This window comes from Streptomyces sp. NPDC005899, from assembly GCF_040629645.1.
GTDB lineage: Bacteria > Actinomycetota > Actinomycetes > Streptomycetales > Streptomycetaceae > Streptomyces.
Genome location: NZ_JBEXWB010000181.1, coordinates 1 through 12,466 on the forward strand (window position 1 = coordinate 1; position 12,466 = coordinate 12,466).

Below are 12,466 nucleotides of genomic sequence, written 5' to 3' on the forward strand. Positions count from 1 at the left end.
GCACGGCCCGGCCCGACGCACCCACCGGGCACACGGCCCGCCCGCCGCCTCAGGCGGGCCGCACCCGCGCCCTACACCCGCGCCCCGTTGTCGAGCGGATCCCGGGACGGGCGCCTCACCGAGCCGAACAGGTCGTCCTCGCCGCCGCCGTCCTGACGCGGCAACACAAGGACGCGCCGCAGAAGCTGCCGGGGAATGTCATCCCGATGCCCGGGAGAGACCACCGATAGAAACTACCTTCGCGACCGCTGATCTGAACGAGCCCAGCTGGGTGAAGGCAGCCGGACAGCAGGAGACGCACGTCGGTGGTCAACAAATTGGGGTGACAGGTCTCGACATGGTCGGCATGATCGGTCAGTTGTTCCGTCATGTCTCACCTCGGAGGTACGCCACGTCCATCGACCGGGAACGAGCTTGGGACCTGCCGTGGTCCGCAGCTGACCCCGGCAGTCACGCCTTCGTCTGGGACGACGAGGAGGCGGCGCGGCTGACGGCACTGATCGTCCCGATGGTGCCTCCTGTCGATGCCGAACGCATGGCGGGCTTTCGATTCATCGACGAGGTCACCGTGCTCCTGGTCTCCCGTTACGGCAGGTGGGCCTGCGGATGGGATCACTCGACCCACAACGGTGGGCCCGTCGAGGCCTGGTGCTGCGATTCGCACTCGGTCGGGGAGGCCGAGGAGACCTCCGAACGCGTCGTGACCTGTCTGCTGGAGTGGCGTGACTGGCTTGAGGACATGGCCGAGCGGTTCGAGCAGCTTGCACCCCTTCCCGGCGCGGACGCCGAAGGCCGCAGCTGGCATCTGGAACGAGCGGTGACTCGCCTGGTCACCGCAGTCGTCAACAGCACCCACGCCCAGTCGTCCTGGTACGGGATCTGCGAGACGACGCTCACCTGGTTCCTTACCTCCACCGGCATGGGACAGGAAGAGGCCCAGCAGGCGGTTGGAGCCGCGATCGGCGGCCGGTTCAAGAGCCACGTTGCGCCCGCCCCGACCCTGGTCGACACGGTGGGAGAGGACCTGGCGATCCGCCTTACCGGCCGGGGTTTCTACAGTGAGCGCTGACGCGCTGGCCGAGTGGTGCATGGTCAGGGAACAGGTCGACTGGTCCTCCGCCGCGAGCGTGCGCCCGGCCCCGGTGCGCCCGGTCGTGGACGGACTCGCCGCCCGGTTCGACGGTCCCGTCCGCCGCCGCGACCCGGACCGCGCCGACGGGCTGCTTACCGTGATGACCCTGTCCCGCGCCGCGGCCTCACAGGGAGAACCGCTAACCCCGACCCTACTCACCGGCTGGCAGCAACTGGTCCTCGATGTCAACGAGGTGCGTCTGCGTCAGAGCGACGCCTTCGCCAAGAATGGCCGGGAACGATACGGGCTGACGTCCCACACTTGGCAGGACTTCGCCGCCTGCCTGCACCAGAGTGCTGACCCGTCGGTCCCTCTGCCCGCCCGCGCGGCCAGGGCATATCTCGACGTCGCCTTCTTCCACCCCTACCCGGATGGCAACGCCCGTCTGGCGCTACTGGTCCTCGCCCACGTCCTGGAGACTGAACGAGTAGGCTTGGACGAAGTGGGGCCGCTGCAGACCGCCCGCTACGCGGACGACCCGGACGGTGCCCTCGACCTGGCGACTCTGGTCACCGTACTGATCCGCGCCACGCACCGTCGGGCGACCGCGCGGTGAGAGAAAGCACGGCTGAGCACTTGCCCACCCGCGTCGTCCTCGCATCAACCCGGGCGGTCCACTGACATCACGCCAGGGCGAGGACCCGCTGGCTGACACCGTCTGCGGGCGCCTGGCAGAGGCGGTTTGGCACCGCCGTCGTCGCAGCATTGCTCAGCCACCGACGCTGCTGGGTGACCCTGAGCAGGACCGGACTGATCCTCCGGTCGAAGTGTGGTCGTTACCACTTGCCGCCCATGCCACCCGGGCTCGGCCTACCCATCGTCGAGAGCGGTATTCAGGGCTTCTGAACCCTGAACAGAAGAACTTGACAGGGAAGGCGCCGGTGACCACCACGGTCACCCCGTCGAGCGGAAGCCCGCCCGGCCGGTCCCCGGCCCCTTCGTCCCCTCCGGCCTCTTCGCCCCCCTCGGCCTCCGGCGGAGGAGTGGCACCGGGCTCCGTCATGTTGACTCCCGCCGCCACGAGTTTCGTGATCAGCGGGGCCTTCTCCTTGCCGATGCCGTCGACGCGCTGCAGCTCCTCGGCGTCGGCGGCGACGATCCGGTCCATCGTCGCGAAGTGGCGGGCGATGCGGCGCGACATCGAACGACCCGTGCCGCGCACACCGAGGGCGCAGAAGACGCGGGAGAGCGGGCGGCCCCGGGCCGTGTCGAGGGCGGCGAGCAGATTGTCGGTGGAGGTCTCCCCCATCCGCTCCAGCGAGAGCAGTTGCTCACGCTCCAGTGTGAAGAGGTCGGCGAGGTCCTGGACGAGTCCCGCCTCGACGAGCTGGACGACCCGGGTGGAGCCGAGGCCCTCGATGTCGAGCTGGTCGCGCCCCGCGGCGTAGGACAGGGAGGCGACGAGACGGCAGTCGCGGCCCCGGACACAGCGCCAGCGCTGCTCGCTCCGGTCGATCTCCGAACCGCACTGCGGGCAGGCACCGGGGAACTCGATCGGCTTCTCGTCGCCCGTCCGCAGATGCGCCACGGGCGCCTCGACGCGGGGGATGATGTCCCCCGCCTTGTGGACCATCACCTGGTCACCCAGGCGCAGATCGCGACGGGTGATGTCGGCCGGATTGTGCAGCGTGGCGTGACCGACGGTGGATCCGTCTATCTCCACGGGCTCCAGCACGGCGCGCGGCGCGATGACGCCCGTCCTGCCGACGTTCCACTCGACGTCCAGAAGCCGGGTGACCTTCTCCACGGCCGGGAGCTTGTACGCGATGGCCCACCGCGGGGCCCGTGTCCCGGAGCCGGCGTCGGCCTGGTCGGCCGCGAGGTCGGCCTTGACCACGATGCCGTCGATGCCGAAGGGCAGGGAGGCACGCGACGCGGCGATCTCCTCGACCCCGGCCTGCACCTCCTCCGCCGTGGAGGCGGTGCGCGGCGCCACCGCCGTGTCCGCCGCGGTGCGCACGCCGAGCCGGGCGACGTACTCGAGCACCTCGCTGTGCGGGAGTTCGGCCAGGCCGGCGGTCAGCTCACCCGAATCGGGCAGGGCCAGCGCGGCGTAGGCGAAGAAGGTCATCTCCACGCGGTAGGGCCGGTCCTTGGCGCGCAGGGTGCCCGCCGCGCCGTTGCGCGGATTGGCGAAGGGGGCGCCGCCGTGTCGCGTGCGCGCCGCGTTGGCCTGCTCGAACTGCTCCTGCGTCATCAGGAGCTCGCCGCGGATCTCCAGGGTGACGGGAACGCCCAGCCGCTCGGGGAGACCGAGCACGGTACCGATCGCGTGCGAGACGTCCTCACCCGCCGTCCCGTCGCCCCGGGTGATCAGCCGCTCCAGCCGGCCCCGCCGGTAGCGCGCGGCGACGGCGAGGCCGTCGAGCTTGGGCTCCACGCTCCAGACGGCGACGGGCCGGCCGATCCGGCGCTCCACGGAAGCGGTCCACGTGACGAACTGCTCGGCGGAGAAGACGTTGTCCAGCGAGAGCATCGGAACCGTGTGGGGCACGTCGCCCACGGCGGCACCTCCCGCGACCTTCCCGGTCGGCGAGTCGGCGAGCGTCTCCTGCGGGTGCTCCTCCTCGTAGGCGTCGATCGCCCGCGCCAGCCGGTCGTACGCGTCGTCGTCGAGGGTGCTCTCGCCGGTGGCGTAGTAAGCGGCGGCGGCTTGCGTCGCCTGCTCCACCGCGGCGACGTAGGCGGCGGCGTCGGCGAGCGCGACAGCTGAGTTCGTCGTCATGGCCACCATCCTGCCGCCCAGCACTGACAACGCTCCCGGCCACCTCCCGGCCCGCCAGGAAGGAGAACGCTCTCCCGTCCCACTCGGCGACAACTCCGTTCATTTCACAGGCAGTCGGGGCCGCTGTTCAAATGCTTGACATGCTTCCGTCACACTTCTACGTTCAGTCGAGAGAGCGCTCTCTCTCCATGGCCGGACGACCGGTCAGGGAACCCCACTTCCTCAGTCAGGAGTGCTGTGCTCTTCCGTGACCGACACACGAGCGAACACCGCGTTCGCAGAAACCCGCCGCGGTGGCGTTACCGGATCGCGGGGCTGGCCGCCGCCGCGCTGGCTCTGTCCTTCGTCCACGCCCAGGTGGGGAACGCCGCCGGTGAGCAGAGCCCGCGCAGCGCGCCGAAGGCCGCCGCCGACGTGGTGCGCGTCGCCGAGTTCCTCGCCGAATGCCCCTACACCCACCGGGCCCCCGACGACCCGATCGTGCTGCCCAAGCTGCCGGGTGCCTCACACATGCACAGCTTCTTCGGCAACGTCTCCACCAATGCCAACTCCGACCTGGCCTCCCTGGAGCGGGCCGGCACCAGCTGCGCACCGGCCACCGACCTGTCGTCCTACTGGGTACCCACCCTGTACGACGGCAACAAGGAGGTGGAGCCCACCGGGACCACCTTCTACTACCTCGGTGAGGGCGTCCGGGACGACATCATCCGGACGATCCGGCCGTTCCCCCGGGGTCTCCGGATCGTCGCGGGCAACGCCAAGGCGACCGGCCCCGACGACAACACGATCTCCCGCTGGTCGTGCCTGCACCACGGCGAGGTCAACCCGTCCCACGACTTCGTCAACTGTCCCGCCGGCTCGATGATGGAGTCCTACCTGGACTTCCCGCAGTGCTGGAACGGCCGCGACCTGGACTCGGCCGACCACAAGAGCCACATGGCCTACCCGGTGGGCGGCGCCTGCCCGTCCACCCACCCCGTGCCCGTCCCCAAGCTGCGCCAGGTCCTGCGCTACCCGGTCAACGGTGATCCGGCCCGCTTCAGACTGGCGTCCGGGCGCGGTTACACCATGCACGGCGACTTCTTCAACGTCTGGCCCGAGGCGGAGATGGCACAGCGGGTGCGCGACTGCATCAACGCCATCATCAAGTGCGGGGCCGACGGCAGGCCCTGACGCCCCGCCCGGCCCACCTATCGGCAGGTGCCTGCCCGGAGCGTCCCGCCCCGGACAGGCACCCGACCCAAGGACTCCCCATTGAAGGCGGCTTCCCACCTCCCGGCGGCGCTCCTGGTCCCCGTCCTGCTGCTGCTCGCCGCGTCCACGTCCTGCTCCCCCGGGCCGGAGGCCGCTCCCGGCTCCGCACCGGGGACCCCGGCACACGCCACCTCGGCAGCGGGGCCGACCGCCGCCCCGCCCCCGTCCGCGGATCCGGGGTCCACGCACCCGCCCTCCGCCGGCCCGACGGACTTCGCGTGGATCCAGTTGATGGTCCCCATGGACGAAGGAGCGGTCTCCCTGCTGGCCCTAGCGGAGCGCGGTACCGCCGATCCCCGCCTGCGGCCCTGGGCGGCGGATCTGCGGACGGCCCTGACCGCCGAACTGGCGTCGCTGCGCCGCCTGCGCGACCGGATGGGGCTTCCGGGCACCGATGTGCACAAGGGCCACGACATGCCGGGCATGGTGACGGACACGGACCTGGCACAGGCGCGTACGGCCGAGGGCGCGGCCTTCGACCGCCTGCTCGTGGACGGGATCCGCGACCACCTTCGGCAGTCGGAACAGGTGTCGCGCTCCGAGAGCACGGCGGGCGGCGGCGACGCGGCCAGGGAGCGGGCCCGGGCGCTGGTGGACGCGCGCCGGGAGCAGCTGGCCGCGGTGGCCGCACTCCCCGCCCCCCTGGCGCCTGGGGCAGGAGGCGCGGAGCCAGGGCGCTGACGTGCCGGGACCCCCCGCGTCACGCGGGGACCACCCGGTATAAAGGCTGCATGACTGTCGACGTCCCGCCGCCCCTGCGCCCCGCCACCCTGGAGGACGTGGCCGCGGTGGCGGGCGTGTCCCGGGCCACGGTCTCCCGGGTGATCAACGGTGCCCCCACGGTGGACCCGGCTCTGCGCCGGGTCGTCGAGCAGGCGGTGGCCACCACGGGCTACGTCCCCAACCGGGCGGCTCGTTCGCTGGTCACCCGGCGGACCGACTCGATCGCGCTGGTGGTGTCCGAGCGTGAACGGCGCCCGCAGTCCGAGCCCTTCGTCGGCAGGATGTTCTCCGACCCGCACTTCGGGCGCGTGGTCGCCGGACTCCTCGACGTCCTGCGTCCGGCCGGCATCCAGATGGTGCTGATGCTGGCCGACGACGAGGCCTCGCGCAATCAGCTGCTGTCCTACCTGCGCCAGGGCCACGTCGACGGTGTGGTGCTGATCTCCTCCCACAGCGACGATCCGCTGCCCGACCTCCTCCGTGACACGAGGCTGCCCGCCGTACTGGCCGCCCGGCCCCCGCGGCCTTCGCCGCTGACCTACGTGGAGGCCGACCAGCGCGCGGGCGCGCAACTGGCCGCCGACCACCTGGTGGCCCTGGGCCGGCGTCGTGTGGCCACGGTCGCGGGACCGCAGGACATGCCCGCGGGGCGCGCGCGGCTGACCGGCTTCCTGGACGCGCTGACGCGGCACGGCGTCGAGGACGTGCTCAGCGCCGAGGGCGACTTCACCCAGGCGGGCGGAGCGTCCGCGATGCGCCGGTTGCTGAGCGAACGACCTGACCTGGACGCGGTGTTCATCGCCTCGGACCTGATGGCACTGGGCGCCCTGCCCGTGCTGCTGCGGGCGGGCCGGGACGTGCCCTCGGACGTGGCGGTCGTGGGCTTCGACGACAGCAGCGCCGCGGTGGCCTGCGATCCGCTTCTGACGACCGTGCGGCAGCCGGTGGAGGAGATGGCGGCGGAGATGGCCAGGCTGCTGCTGGAGCAGATCGGCAGGCCCGGCGGCCCTTCGCCCTCCGTCATCTTCCAGCCGACCCTGGTACGGCGTGACTCCGCGTGACTCGCGTGACCCGGCGTCCCTCAGCCGCGGGCGCCCGGCACGGTGACGTCCTCGTCCGGCAGGCTGCCCCGCGGGCCGGGCACACCGCCGTCCGCACCCGGCAGGACGCCGTCCGCTCCGGGCACGGCGGCACCTCCCCCCGGCACGCTGCCGCCCGCACCGGGCACGGCGGTCCCCGGGCCCGAACCGGCGTCGCCCGGGGCAGGCAGGACGTCGTACCCCGGCCGGACGGGGCCGTCGGCGCCCGGCACCACATCGACGGCCACCGAGAGCGGAGCGTCCACCGGTCCGGGGCCCGTGCAGCTCTCGGGCCCCAGCGGCACCTGGGGCCCGGAGAGCTCCCGTAGCCAGCGGGCCAGGACCCGGTGCACCGCCTCCGCGCCCACCAGCCCCGTGGCCGGCACCGCCTCCCCCGCGGCCGCGTCCGCCGCCACCGCGTCCAGGGGGTCGGTCAGCGTGCGCGGCCACAGCAGGAAGGGCCGCGACTGCGCGCCGCCGAGCCCGCCGTGCGAGCCGATCTGCTCCTCGAACGCGTGGACGCTCCCGGTGGCGGGGTCGTACATCGAGTTGACCATGACGTCGGCGACGTGCGGGAAGCCGTCGGTGCGCCGCACCGCCTCCGCGGCCCCCGGCGCGAAGCCCGTGAGCGGCCCCTCCCCGTCCTCCAGTTCCGACACCGGGACCTCCGCCCCGCCCCGCCACAGCACCACGGAACCGTGCCGCTCGCTCCGCACGAGCAGGAAGCCGATGCCGGGATGGCCGGCGAGCGTGTCCAGCAGTGCCGGATGGCGGCGGTCGAGCTGCTCGCGCGAGGCCCGCCCCTCGATGTCCGGGAACGACAGCAGCCCGAGGTTGCCGGAGGCGAGCACCACCGGATCCGACGGTTCGGCGGGGCGCTCCGCATCCCGGCCGCCGACGGGCCGGCGCAGCGCGATACGCACGGCGTCCCGCGCCTCGGACGCGCTGCGGGTGCGCTGCGCCCGGCGGGGCACGGGCAGCCCGCACCCCGCCCGTACGAGGTCCTTGAGCGTGAGTCCGTACCGCCCCGCGAAGGTCTCCCCGGGGCTCTGGCCGTGGTCGGACAGCAGCACGATCCGGTACCTGCGGGGAGTGTGCTCGGCGACCTGCATCATGAGGCCCAGCGAGCGGTCGAGGCGCCGGAGGACCTTCTCCGCGTCCCGGCTGTGCGGACCGGAGTGGTGCGCGACCTCGTCGTAGGCGACGAGGTCGGCGTAGACCGCCGTCCGCCCGGCGAACATGTCGCCGATCACCGCCGCGACCACCACGTCGCGTTCCACGACGGTCGCGAAGGCCCTGATGAAGGGGTAGAGCCCACCGCGCTTGACCCGGGGGGACACCCTCCGCACGCGGGCCCCGGTGGACTGGCAGATCTCGCGGACCACCTCGGCGGCAAAGGAGAGGGCGGTGCGCACGGCGTTGGCCGGGTCGGAGAAGTAGGCGAAGTAGCCGGCCCGCGAGCGTCGCCCCTTGCCGAGCCGGGCGGCCATGGACAGGACGAGGGCGAGCTGGTCGGCGCCTCCGCTGAAGAGGTTGCCCCGGCTCGCCCCGTCGACGGTGAGCAGGCCGCCCTCGCGGGTGCGCGCTACCGCCCTGCGCTGCAGTTCCAGTGCGCTGGCGGGCCTGCTGGAGACCATGACCGTGCCGGTCTCCTTCTCGTACCAGCGGAAGGCCGGTACGTCGAAGTTGGTGCCGTGCAGGATGCCGAGCTGGCTGGCGCCGGTCTGACTGGACCAGTCGGTGGTCCAGGGGGTGAGCCGGTGGCCCGCCTCGTCCGCCAGCAGGGCAGCCACGGCCGGCATGAGGCCGGCGGCCGCCGCCCGCTCGAGGACGTCGTGGCCCACGCCGTCGAGCTGTACGAACAGGATGCCGGGCGGCCCGCCGCGGCCTTTGTCCGCGGTCCCCGGCGTGCCGCCCCGCCGCCGGCGACGGTCGGCGAGGCGGGAGAGTCTGCGCCGGTAGGCGTCGTCGTCGCGGACCGCGAGGGCGGTGGAGGTCGCCGACGCGACCGCGGACATGACGGCGGCCACCACGACGGCGTTCTCCGGGTCGGCGGCCCCCCGTCCGTCCGGGATGAGCCTCAGCGCGACCAGCAGCAGCGATCCGTTGAGGAAGAAGACGAGCGCGCCCAGCACCAGGGCGGGGACGACGAGCAGCGCCCTGACCAGGACCGGCCACACCAGGGCGGAGAGCAGTCCGAAGGCGCCCGCGCCCCAGGCCGCGGTGAAGGCGGTCCTGGTGACGCTGTCGCCGTCGTCGGACTGGAGCTGGAAGTCGGGCAGGATCCCGGCGAGCGCCAGCATCGTGAGCGTGGTGACCGCCCATACCGCGACCACGCGCAGGAGGGTTCTTCCCGCCGTACGCCATCGCCTGTCAACCACGCCGTTCCACCTCACGTCCGGGCCCGGATGCCGTCACGGACCCGCGCCAAGCCTTTCACAGCCGGTCCGGGCGCCGGCCGGAGGCCGACGCCCGCCGCACCGTGAGACGTCCGCGCCCCTGTCCGCCTCCCCGCCGTTCCCGTGAACCGCCCCTCCCCTGACCGGACATGACGCCCGAAACCACCCGTCCGGCAGCGTGCGGTAGCCGCCCGTGCCCGGACCGTGGCGGCGGGCGGGGGTGCACCGGCGTGACGGGTGCGCGGAGCGCATACGCTCGTACGCGTACGGCGGCAGCGACGGCGCGGGCGAGGAGGCGGGACGGTGGAGGTCACGTGGTGGGGGCATGCCACCTGCACGATCGAGGATGCCGGGGCGCGGGTGCTGACGGACCCGTTGTTCGTGCGGCGCTTCGCGCACCTGCGCCGCAGGCGCGGCGATGTGCCGCCGCCCGAGGCCGCGGTCGCCGACGCGGTCCTGATCTCCCATCTGCACTCCGACCACCTGCACCTGCCCTCCCTGGCCCGCCTCGCGCCCGGCAGCCTGCTGATCGTGCCCAGGGGCGCGGTCGGGGCCGTGCCGGGTCTGCGGGTGCTGCGCCGGATGCGCGGGCTGCGGATCACCGAGGTCGCCCCGGGCGACGAGGTCCGAGTCGGCGAGGCGCTGATCCGGGCGGTCGTGGCCGTGCACGACGGCCGCAGGTACCCGGTGGGCCCGCACCGCGTCCCGGCCCTGGGCTACGTGGTCGAGGGCGAGGCGCGCACCTACTTCGCCGGGGACACCGGTCTGTTCGACGGGATGGCCGAGGCGGTCGGGCCGGTGGACGTGGCCCTGCTGCCGGTCGGCGGCTGGGGCCCGAATCTGGGCGCTCACCATCTGGACGCCGCCCGTGCGGCCCGGGTCCTGACGATGCTGGGCCCGCGGTCCGCGGTGCCCGTGCACTACGGCACGTACTGGCCGATCGGGATGGACGCCGTCCGGCCGCACGAATTCCACTCCCCGGGTGACGAATTCGTCCGGCACGCGGCGCTGGTGGCGCCCGAGGTGGCGGTGCACCGGCTGGGGCACGGCGAGCATGTGAGACCGGAGGCCCGTAGGTGATACAGGAGTTGGTGCGGCAGCTGCCGACGGCGTCGACCCAGCAGGCCGCGGGTTATCCGACCCTGTTCCTGCTCGTGGCGCTGGGTTCTCTGGTACCGGTGGTGCCCACGGGGGCCCTGGTGAGCTCGGCCGCCGTGGTGGCGCTCCACCAGCCGTCGCCGTTCGCCCTGCTCGTGGTGTTCGGCGTGGCCTCGGGTGCCGCGTTCCTCGGGGACGTCTGCCTGTACTGGCTGGGGCAGCGGGGGGTGCGGTCCGAGCACGGCTCCAAGTGGCTGGAGGCCCTCACCCGGCGGGCCGCTCCGGAGCGGCTCGAACAGGCGCAGCAGAAGCTGGAGGATCACGGCACGGTGGTGCTGGTGCTGTCCCGGCTGGTGCCGGCCGGGCGGATACCCGTGATGCTGGCCTGTCTGCTCGGCCGGATGCCGTTGCGCCGGTTCGCCCACGGCGACGTGCCCGCGTGCCTGGCGTGGGCGGCGACGTACCAGCTGATCGGGCTCTTGGGGGGCTCGCTCTTCCCGCAGCCCTGGCAGGGGGTGGTCGCGGCGGTCGCCCTGACGCTGCTGATCAGCGGCACGCCCGCGCTCTGGCGCCGGCTGCGCACCCGGTTCGCGCACTGACCGCGGGCCGGGCGGGGTCTCAGGCGCCCAGCACGCGGGAGCCGCCGACCGGCAGGTCCCAGAGGTCCTCGCGGGGGTGCCCGGCCTGTCTCCAGGCCGTACGGAGCCGGGTCAGCGGCTCGAGCACGGGTTCGGCCGACAGCAGGAAGGTCGCCCAGTGCATCGGCGCCATCGCCCGTGCCCCGAGGTCGCCGTACGCCTGCACGGCTTCCTCGGGGTCGGTGTGCACGTCCGAGAGCCACCAGCGCGGCTCGTACGCCCCGATCGGCAGCATCGCGAGGTCGAGTCCCGGGTAGCGGCGGCCGATCTCCCGGAACCAGTGGCCGTAGCCGGTGTCCCCGGCGAAGTACACCCGCTGTCCCCGCCCGTCCGCGATCACCCAGCCGCCCCACAGGGAGCGGCAGGTGTCCAGGAGGGTGCGCTTGGACCAGTGGTGGGAGGGCACGAAGTCGAACCGGACGCCGCGCAGCTCCGCCGACTCCCACCAGTCGAGTTCGGTGACGCTGGTGAAGCGGCGGCGCCGGCACCAGCGTCCGACCCCCGCCGGGACGAACAGCGGGGTGTCCCGGGGCAGCCTGCGGAGCGTGGGGGCGTCGAGGTGGTCGTAGTGGTTGTGGCTGATGAGGACGGCGTCCACCGGGGGCAGCTCGTGCCACGCCACGCCGACCGGGGTGATCCGGGCCGGTGTGCCGAGGATGCGGCGGGACCAGACGGGGTCGGTGAGGATCGTGAGTCCGCCGGCCCGGACGATCCAGCTGGCGTGCCCGGCCCAGGTGACGGCCACGGTGTCCTCGCCGACGGCGGGGAGCGGCGCGGGGGCGTACGGGAGCCGGTGGATGCCCCGGAGCCCTTCGGCGTTGGGCCGGAGGGCGCGCTCACGCGCCAGCCGGGTCATGCCCCTGACACCCGGGAGCGGGGCCGTCAGCCGGTCCGCGAAGCTGCGGGGCCACATACGGATTTCACCGAGCGGGCGCGGCGCGTCGACGGGGCGGCCGAGGGGTACGGGGCCCGCGGCGGCGGGCGAGCGCTCGGTCTGTTCCGTCATCGAGAGGCTCCCGTCATCGGAGGGCGTCGAGGGCTGCTGCGAAAATGCTGAGTGCTCGTGCGACGTGGGGCAATTCCAGGGGATCCACCGCAGTGAGGGACTCCGTCTGCTCCTGCGGGGTCGAGCCGAGCAGCGGCCCGGTGCCGAGCCGCACCCGGAGCGCGCCCAGCTCGTCGCCGAACCGGTGCCCTCCGGGGGCGGGCGCGCCGAGGCGCTCCGTCAGGTACTCCTCCAGCTCCATGGAGTCCGTGACGCCGCGGTCGGCCAGCCGTGGACGGAGCGGGCCGAGGTCGGCGTAGAGGTGGCGGCCGGCCTGCGGTGGTCTGGCCAGTGCTCCGGCGGTGAGCACGGCGCGGTGGGCGGCGGAGGCGATCCGGGCGTGGAGGGCGGCGGCCTGCCTGCTCCGGGCGGT

10 protein-coding genes and 1 pseudogene are annotated in these 12,466 nt (G+C 73.2%); 7 read left to right on the forward strand and 4 right to left on the reverse strand.

Annotated elements, in window-relative coordinates; all coding sequences use genetic code 11:
- Positions 1 to 271 precede the first annotated feature (271 nt).
- Both ABZ371_RS20030 and ABZ371_RS20035 read left to right on the forward strand, forming a co-directional pair.
- Positions 272 to 1,069 carry a hypothetical protein gene (locus ABZ371_RS20030; protein ID WP_358681277.1) on the forward strand — a complete coding sequence of 266 codons (798 nt, stop codon included), beginning with the start codon at positions 272 to 274 and terminating at the stop codon, positions 1,067 to 1,069.
- Positions 1,059 to 1,688 (forward strand): hypothetical protein, encoded by a 630-nt coding sequence (locus ABZ371_RS20035; protein ID WP_358681280.1) that lies wholly within the window; start codon positions 1,059 to 1,061, stop codon positions 1,686 to 1,688. The genes ABZ371_RS20030 and ABZ371_RS20035 overlap by 11 nt, the downstream gene beginning before the upstream one ends.
- Before the next feature lie 153 nt (positions 1,689 to 1,841).
- On the opposite strand, the gene ligA is transcribed toward ABZ371_RS20035, so the two are convergent.
- Positions 1,842 to 3,866 carry an NAD-dependent DNA ligase LigA gene (gene ligA, locus ABZ371_RS20040; protein ID WP_358681304.1) on the reverse strand — a complete coding sequence of 675 codons (2,025 nt, stop codon included), beginning with the start codon at positions 3,864 to 3,866 and terminating at the stop codon, positions 1,842 to 1,844.
- Positions 3,867 to 4,094: 228 nt separating this feature from the next.
- Between ligA and ABZ371_RS20045 the strand changes: the two genes are divergently transcribed.
- The 3 genes from ABZ371_RS20045 to ABZ371_RS20055 all read left to right on the forward strand — a co-directional run bounded on the left by ABZ371_RS20045 (position 4,095) and on the right by ABZ371_RS20055 (position 6,895).
- Complete coding sequence (locus tag ABZ371_RS20045) at positions 4,095 to 5,030, forward strand: DUF1996 domain-containing protein (RefSeq protein WP_358681283.1); 936 nt, start codon at positions 4,095 to 4,097, stop codon at positions 5,028 to 5,030.
- Between the two features lie 81 nt (positions 5,031 to 5,111).
- On the forward strand, positions 5,112 to 5,792 hold the full coding sequence (locus ABZ371_RS20050) for a DUF305 domain-containing protein (RefSeq protein WP_358681286.1): 681 nt from the start codon (positions 5,112 to 5,114) through the stop codon (positions 5,790 to 5,792).
- 50 nt (positions 5,793 to 5,842) lie between these two features.
- Complete coding sequence (locus tag ABZ371_RS20055; protein WP_358681289.1) at positions 5,843 to 6,895, forward strand: LacI family DNA-binding transcriptional regulator; 1,053 nt, start codon at positions 5,843 to 5,845, stop codon at positions 6,893 to 6,895.
- A 20-nt stretch (positions 6,896 to 6,915) separates the two neighbouring features.
- On the opposite strand, the gene ABZ371_RS20060 is transcribed toward ABZ371_RS20055, so the two are convergent.
- On the reverse strand, positions 6,916 to 9,294 hold the full coding sequence (locus tag ABZ371_RS20060; RefSeq protein WP_358681292.1) for a phage holin family protein: 2,379 nt from the start codon (positions 9,292 to 9,294) through the stop codon (positions 6,916 to 6,918).
- Positions 9,295 to 9,615: 321 nt separating this feature from the next.
- On the opposite strand from ABZ371_RS20060, the gene ABZ371_RS20065 reads away from it, so the two are divergent.
- Both ABZ371_RS20065 and ABZ371_RS20070 read left to right on the forward strand, forming a co-directional pair.
- Entirely contained in the window at positions 9,616 to 10,392 is a 777-nt protein-coding gene (locus tag ABZ371_RS20065) for an MBL fold metallo-hydrolase (RefSeq protein WP_358681295.1), read from the forward strand.
- Positions 10,389 to 11,009, forward strand: coding sequence for a VTT domain-containing protein (locus ABZ371_RS20070; RefSeq protein ID WP_358681298.1), 621 nt, complete (start codon positions 10,389 to 10,391; stop codon positions 11,007 to 11,009). The genes ABZ371_RS20065 and ABZ371_RS20070 overlap by 4 nt, the downstream gene beginning before the upstream one ends.
- Before the next feature lie 19 nt (positions 11,010 to 11,028).
- On the opposite strand, the gene ABZ371_RS20075 is transcribed toward ABZ371_RS20070, so the two are convergent.
- A complete protein-coding gene (locus ABZ371_RS20075; RefSeq protein ID WP_358681301.1) occupies positions 11,029 to 12,054 on the reverse strand; it encodes an MBL fold metallo-hydrolase in 1,026 nt (341 codons plus the stop codon).
- Positions 12,055 to 12,067: 13 nt separating this feature from the next.
- Positions 12,068 to 12,466 (reverse strand): annotated as a pseudogene (locus ABZ371_RS20080) (pyridoxal phosphate-dependent aminotransferase); the annotation flags it as partial.

Excerpts from the sequence above, each read along its gene's own strand:
- ligA (WP_358681304.1), bottom strand. The coding sequence starts at position 3,866 with ATGGTGGCCATGACGACGAACTCAGCTGTCGCGCTCGCCGACGCCGCC.
- ABZ371_RS20055 (WP_358681289.1), top strand. The coding sequence starts at position 5,843 with ATGACTGTCGACGTCCCGCCGCCCCTGCGCCCCGCCACCCTGGAGGAC.
- ABZ371_RS20075 (WP_358681301.1), bottom strand. The coding sequence starts at position 12,054 with ATGACGGAACAGACCGAGCGCTCGCCCGCCGCCGCGGGCCCCGTACCC.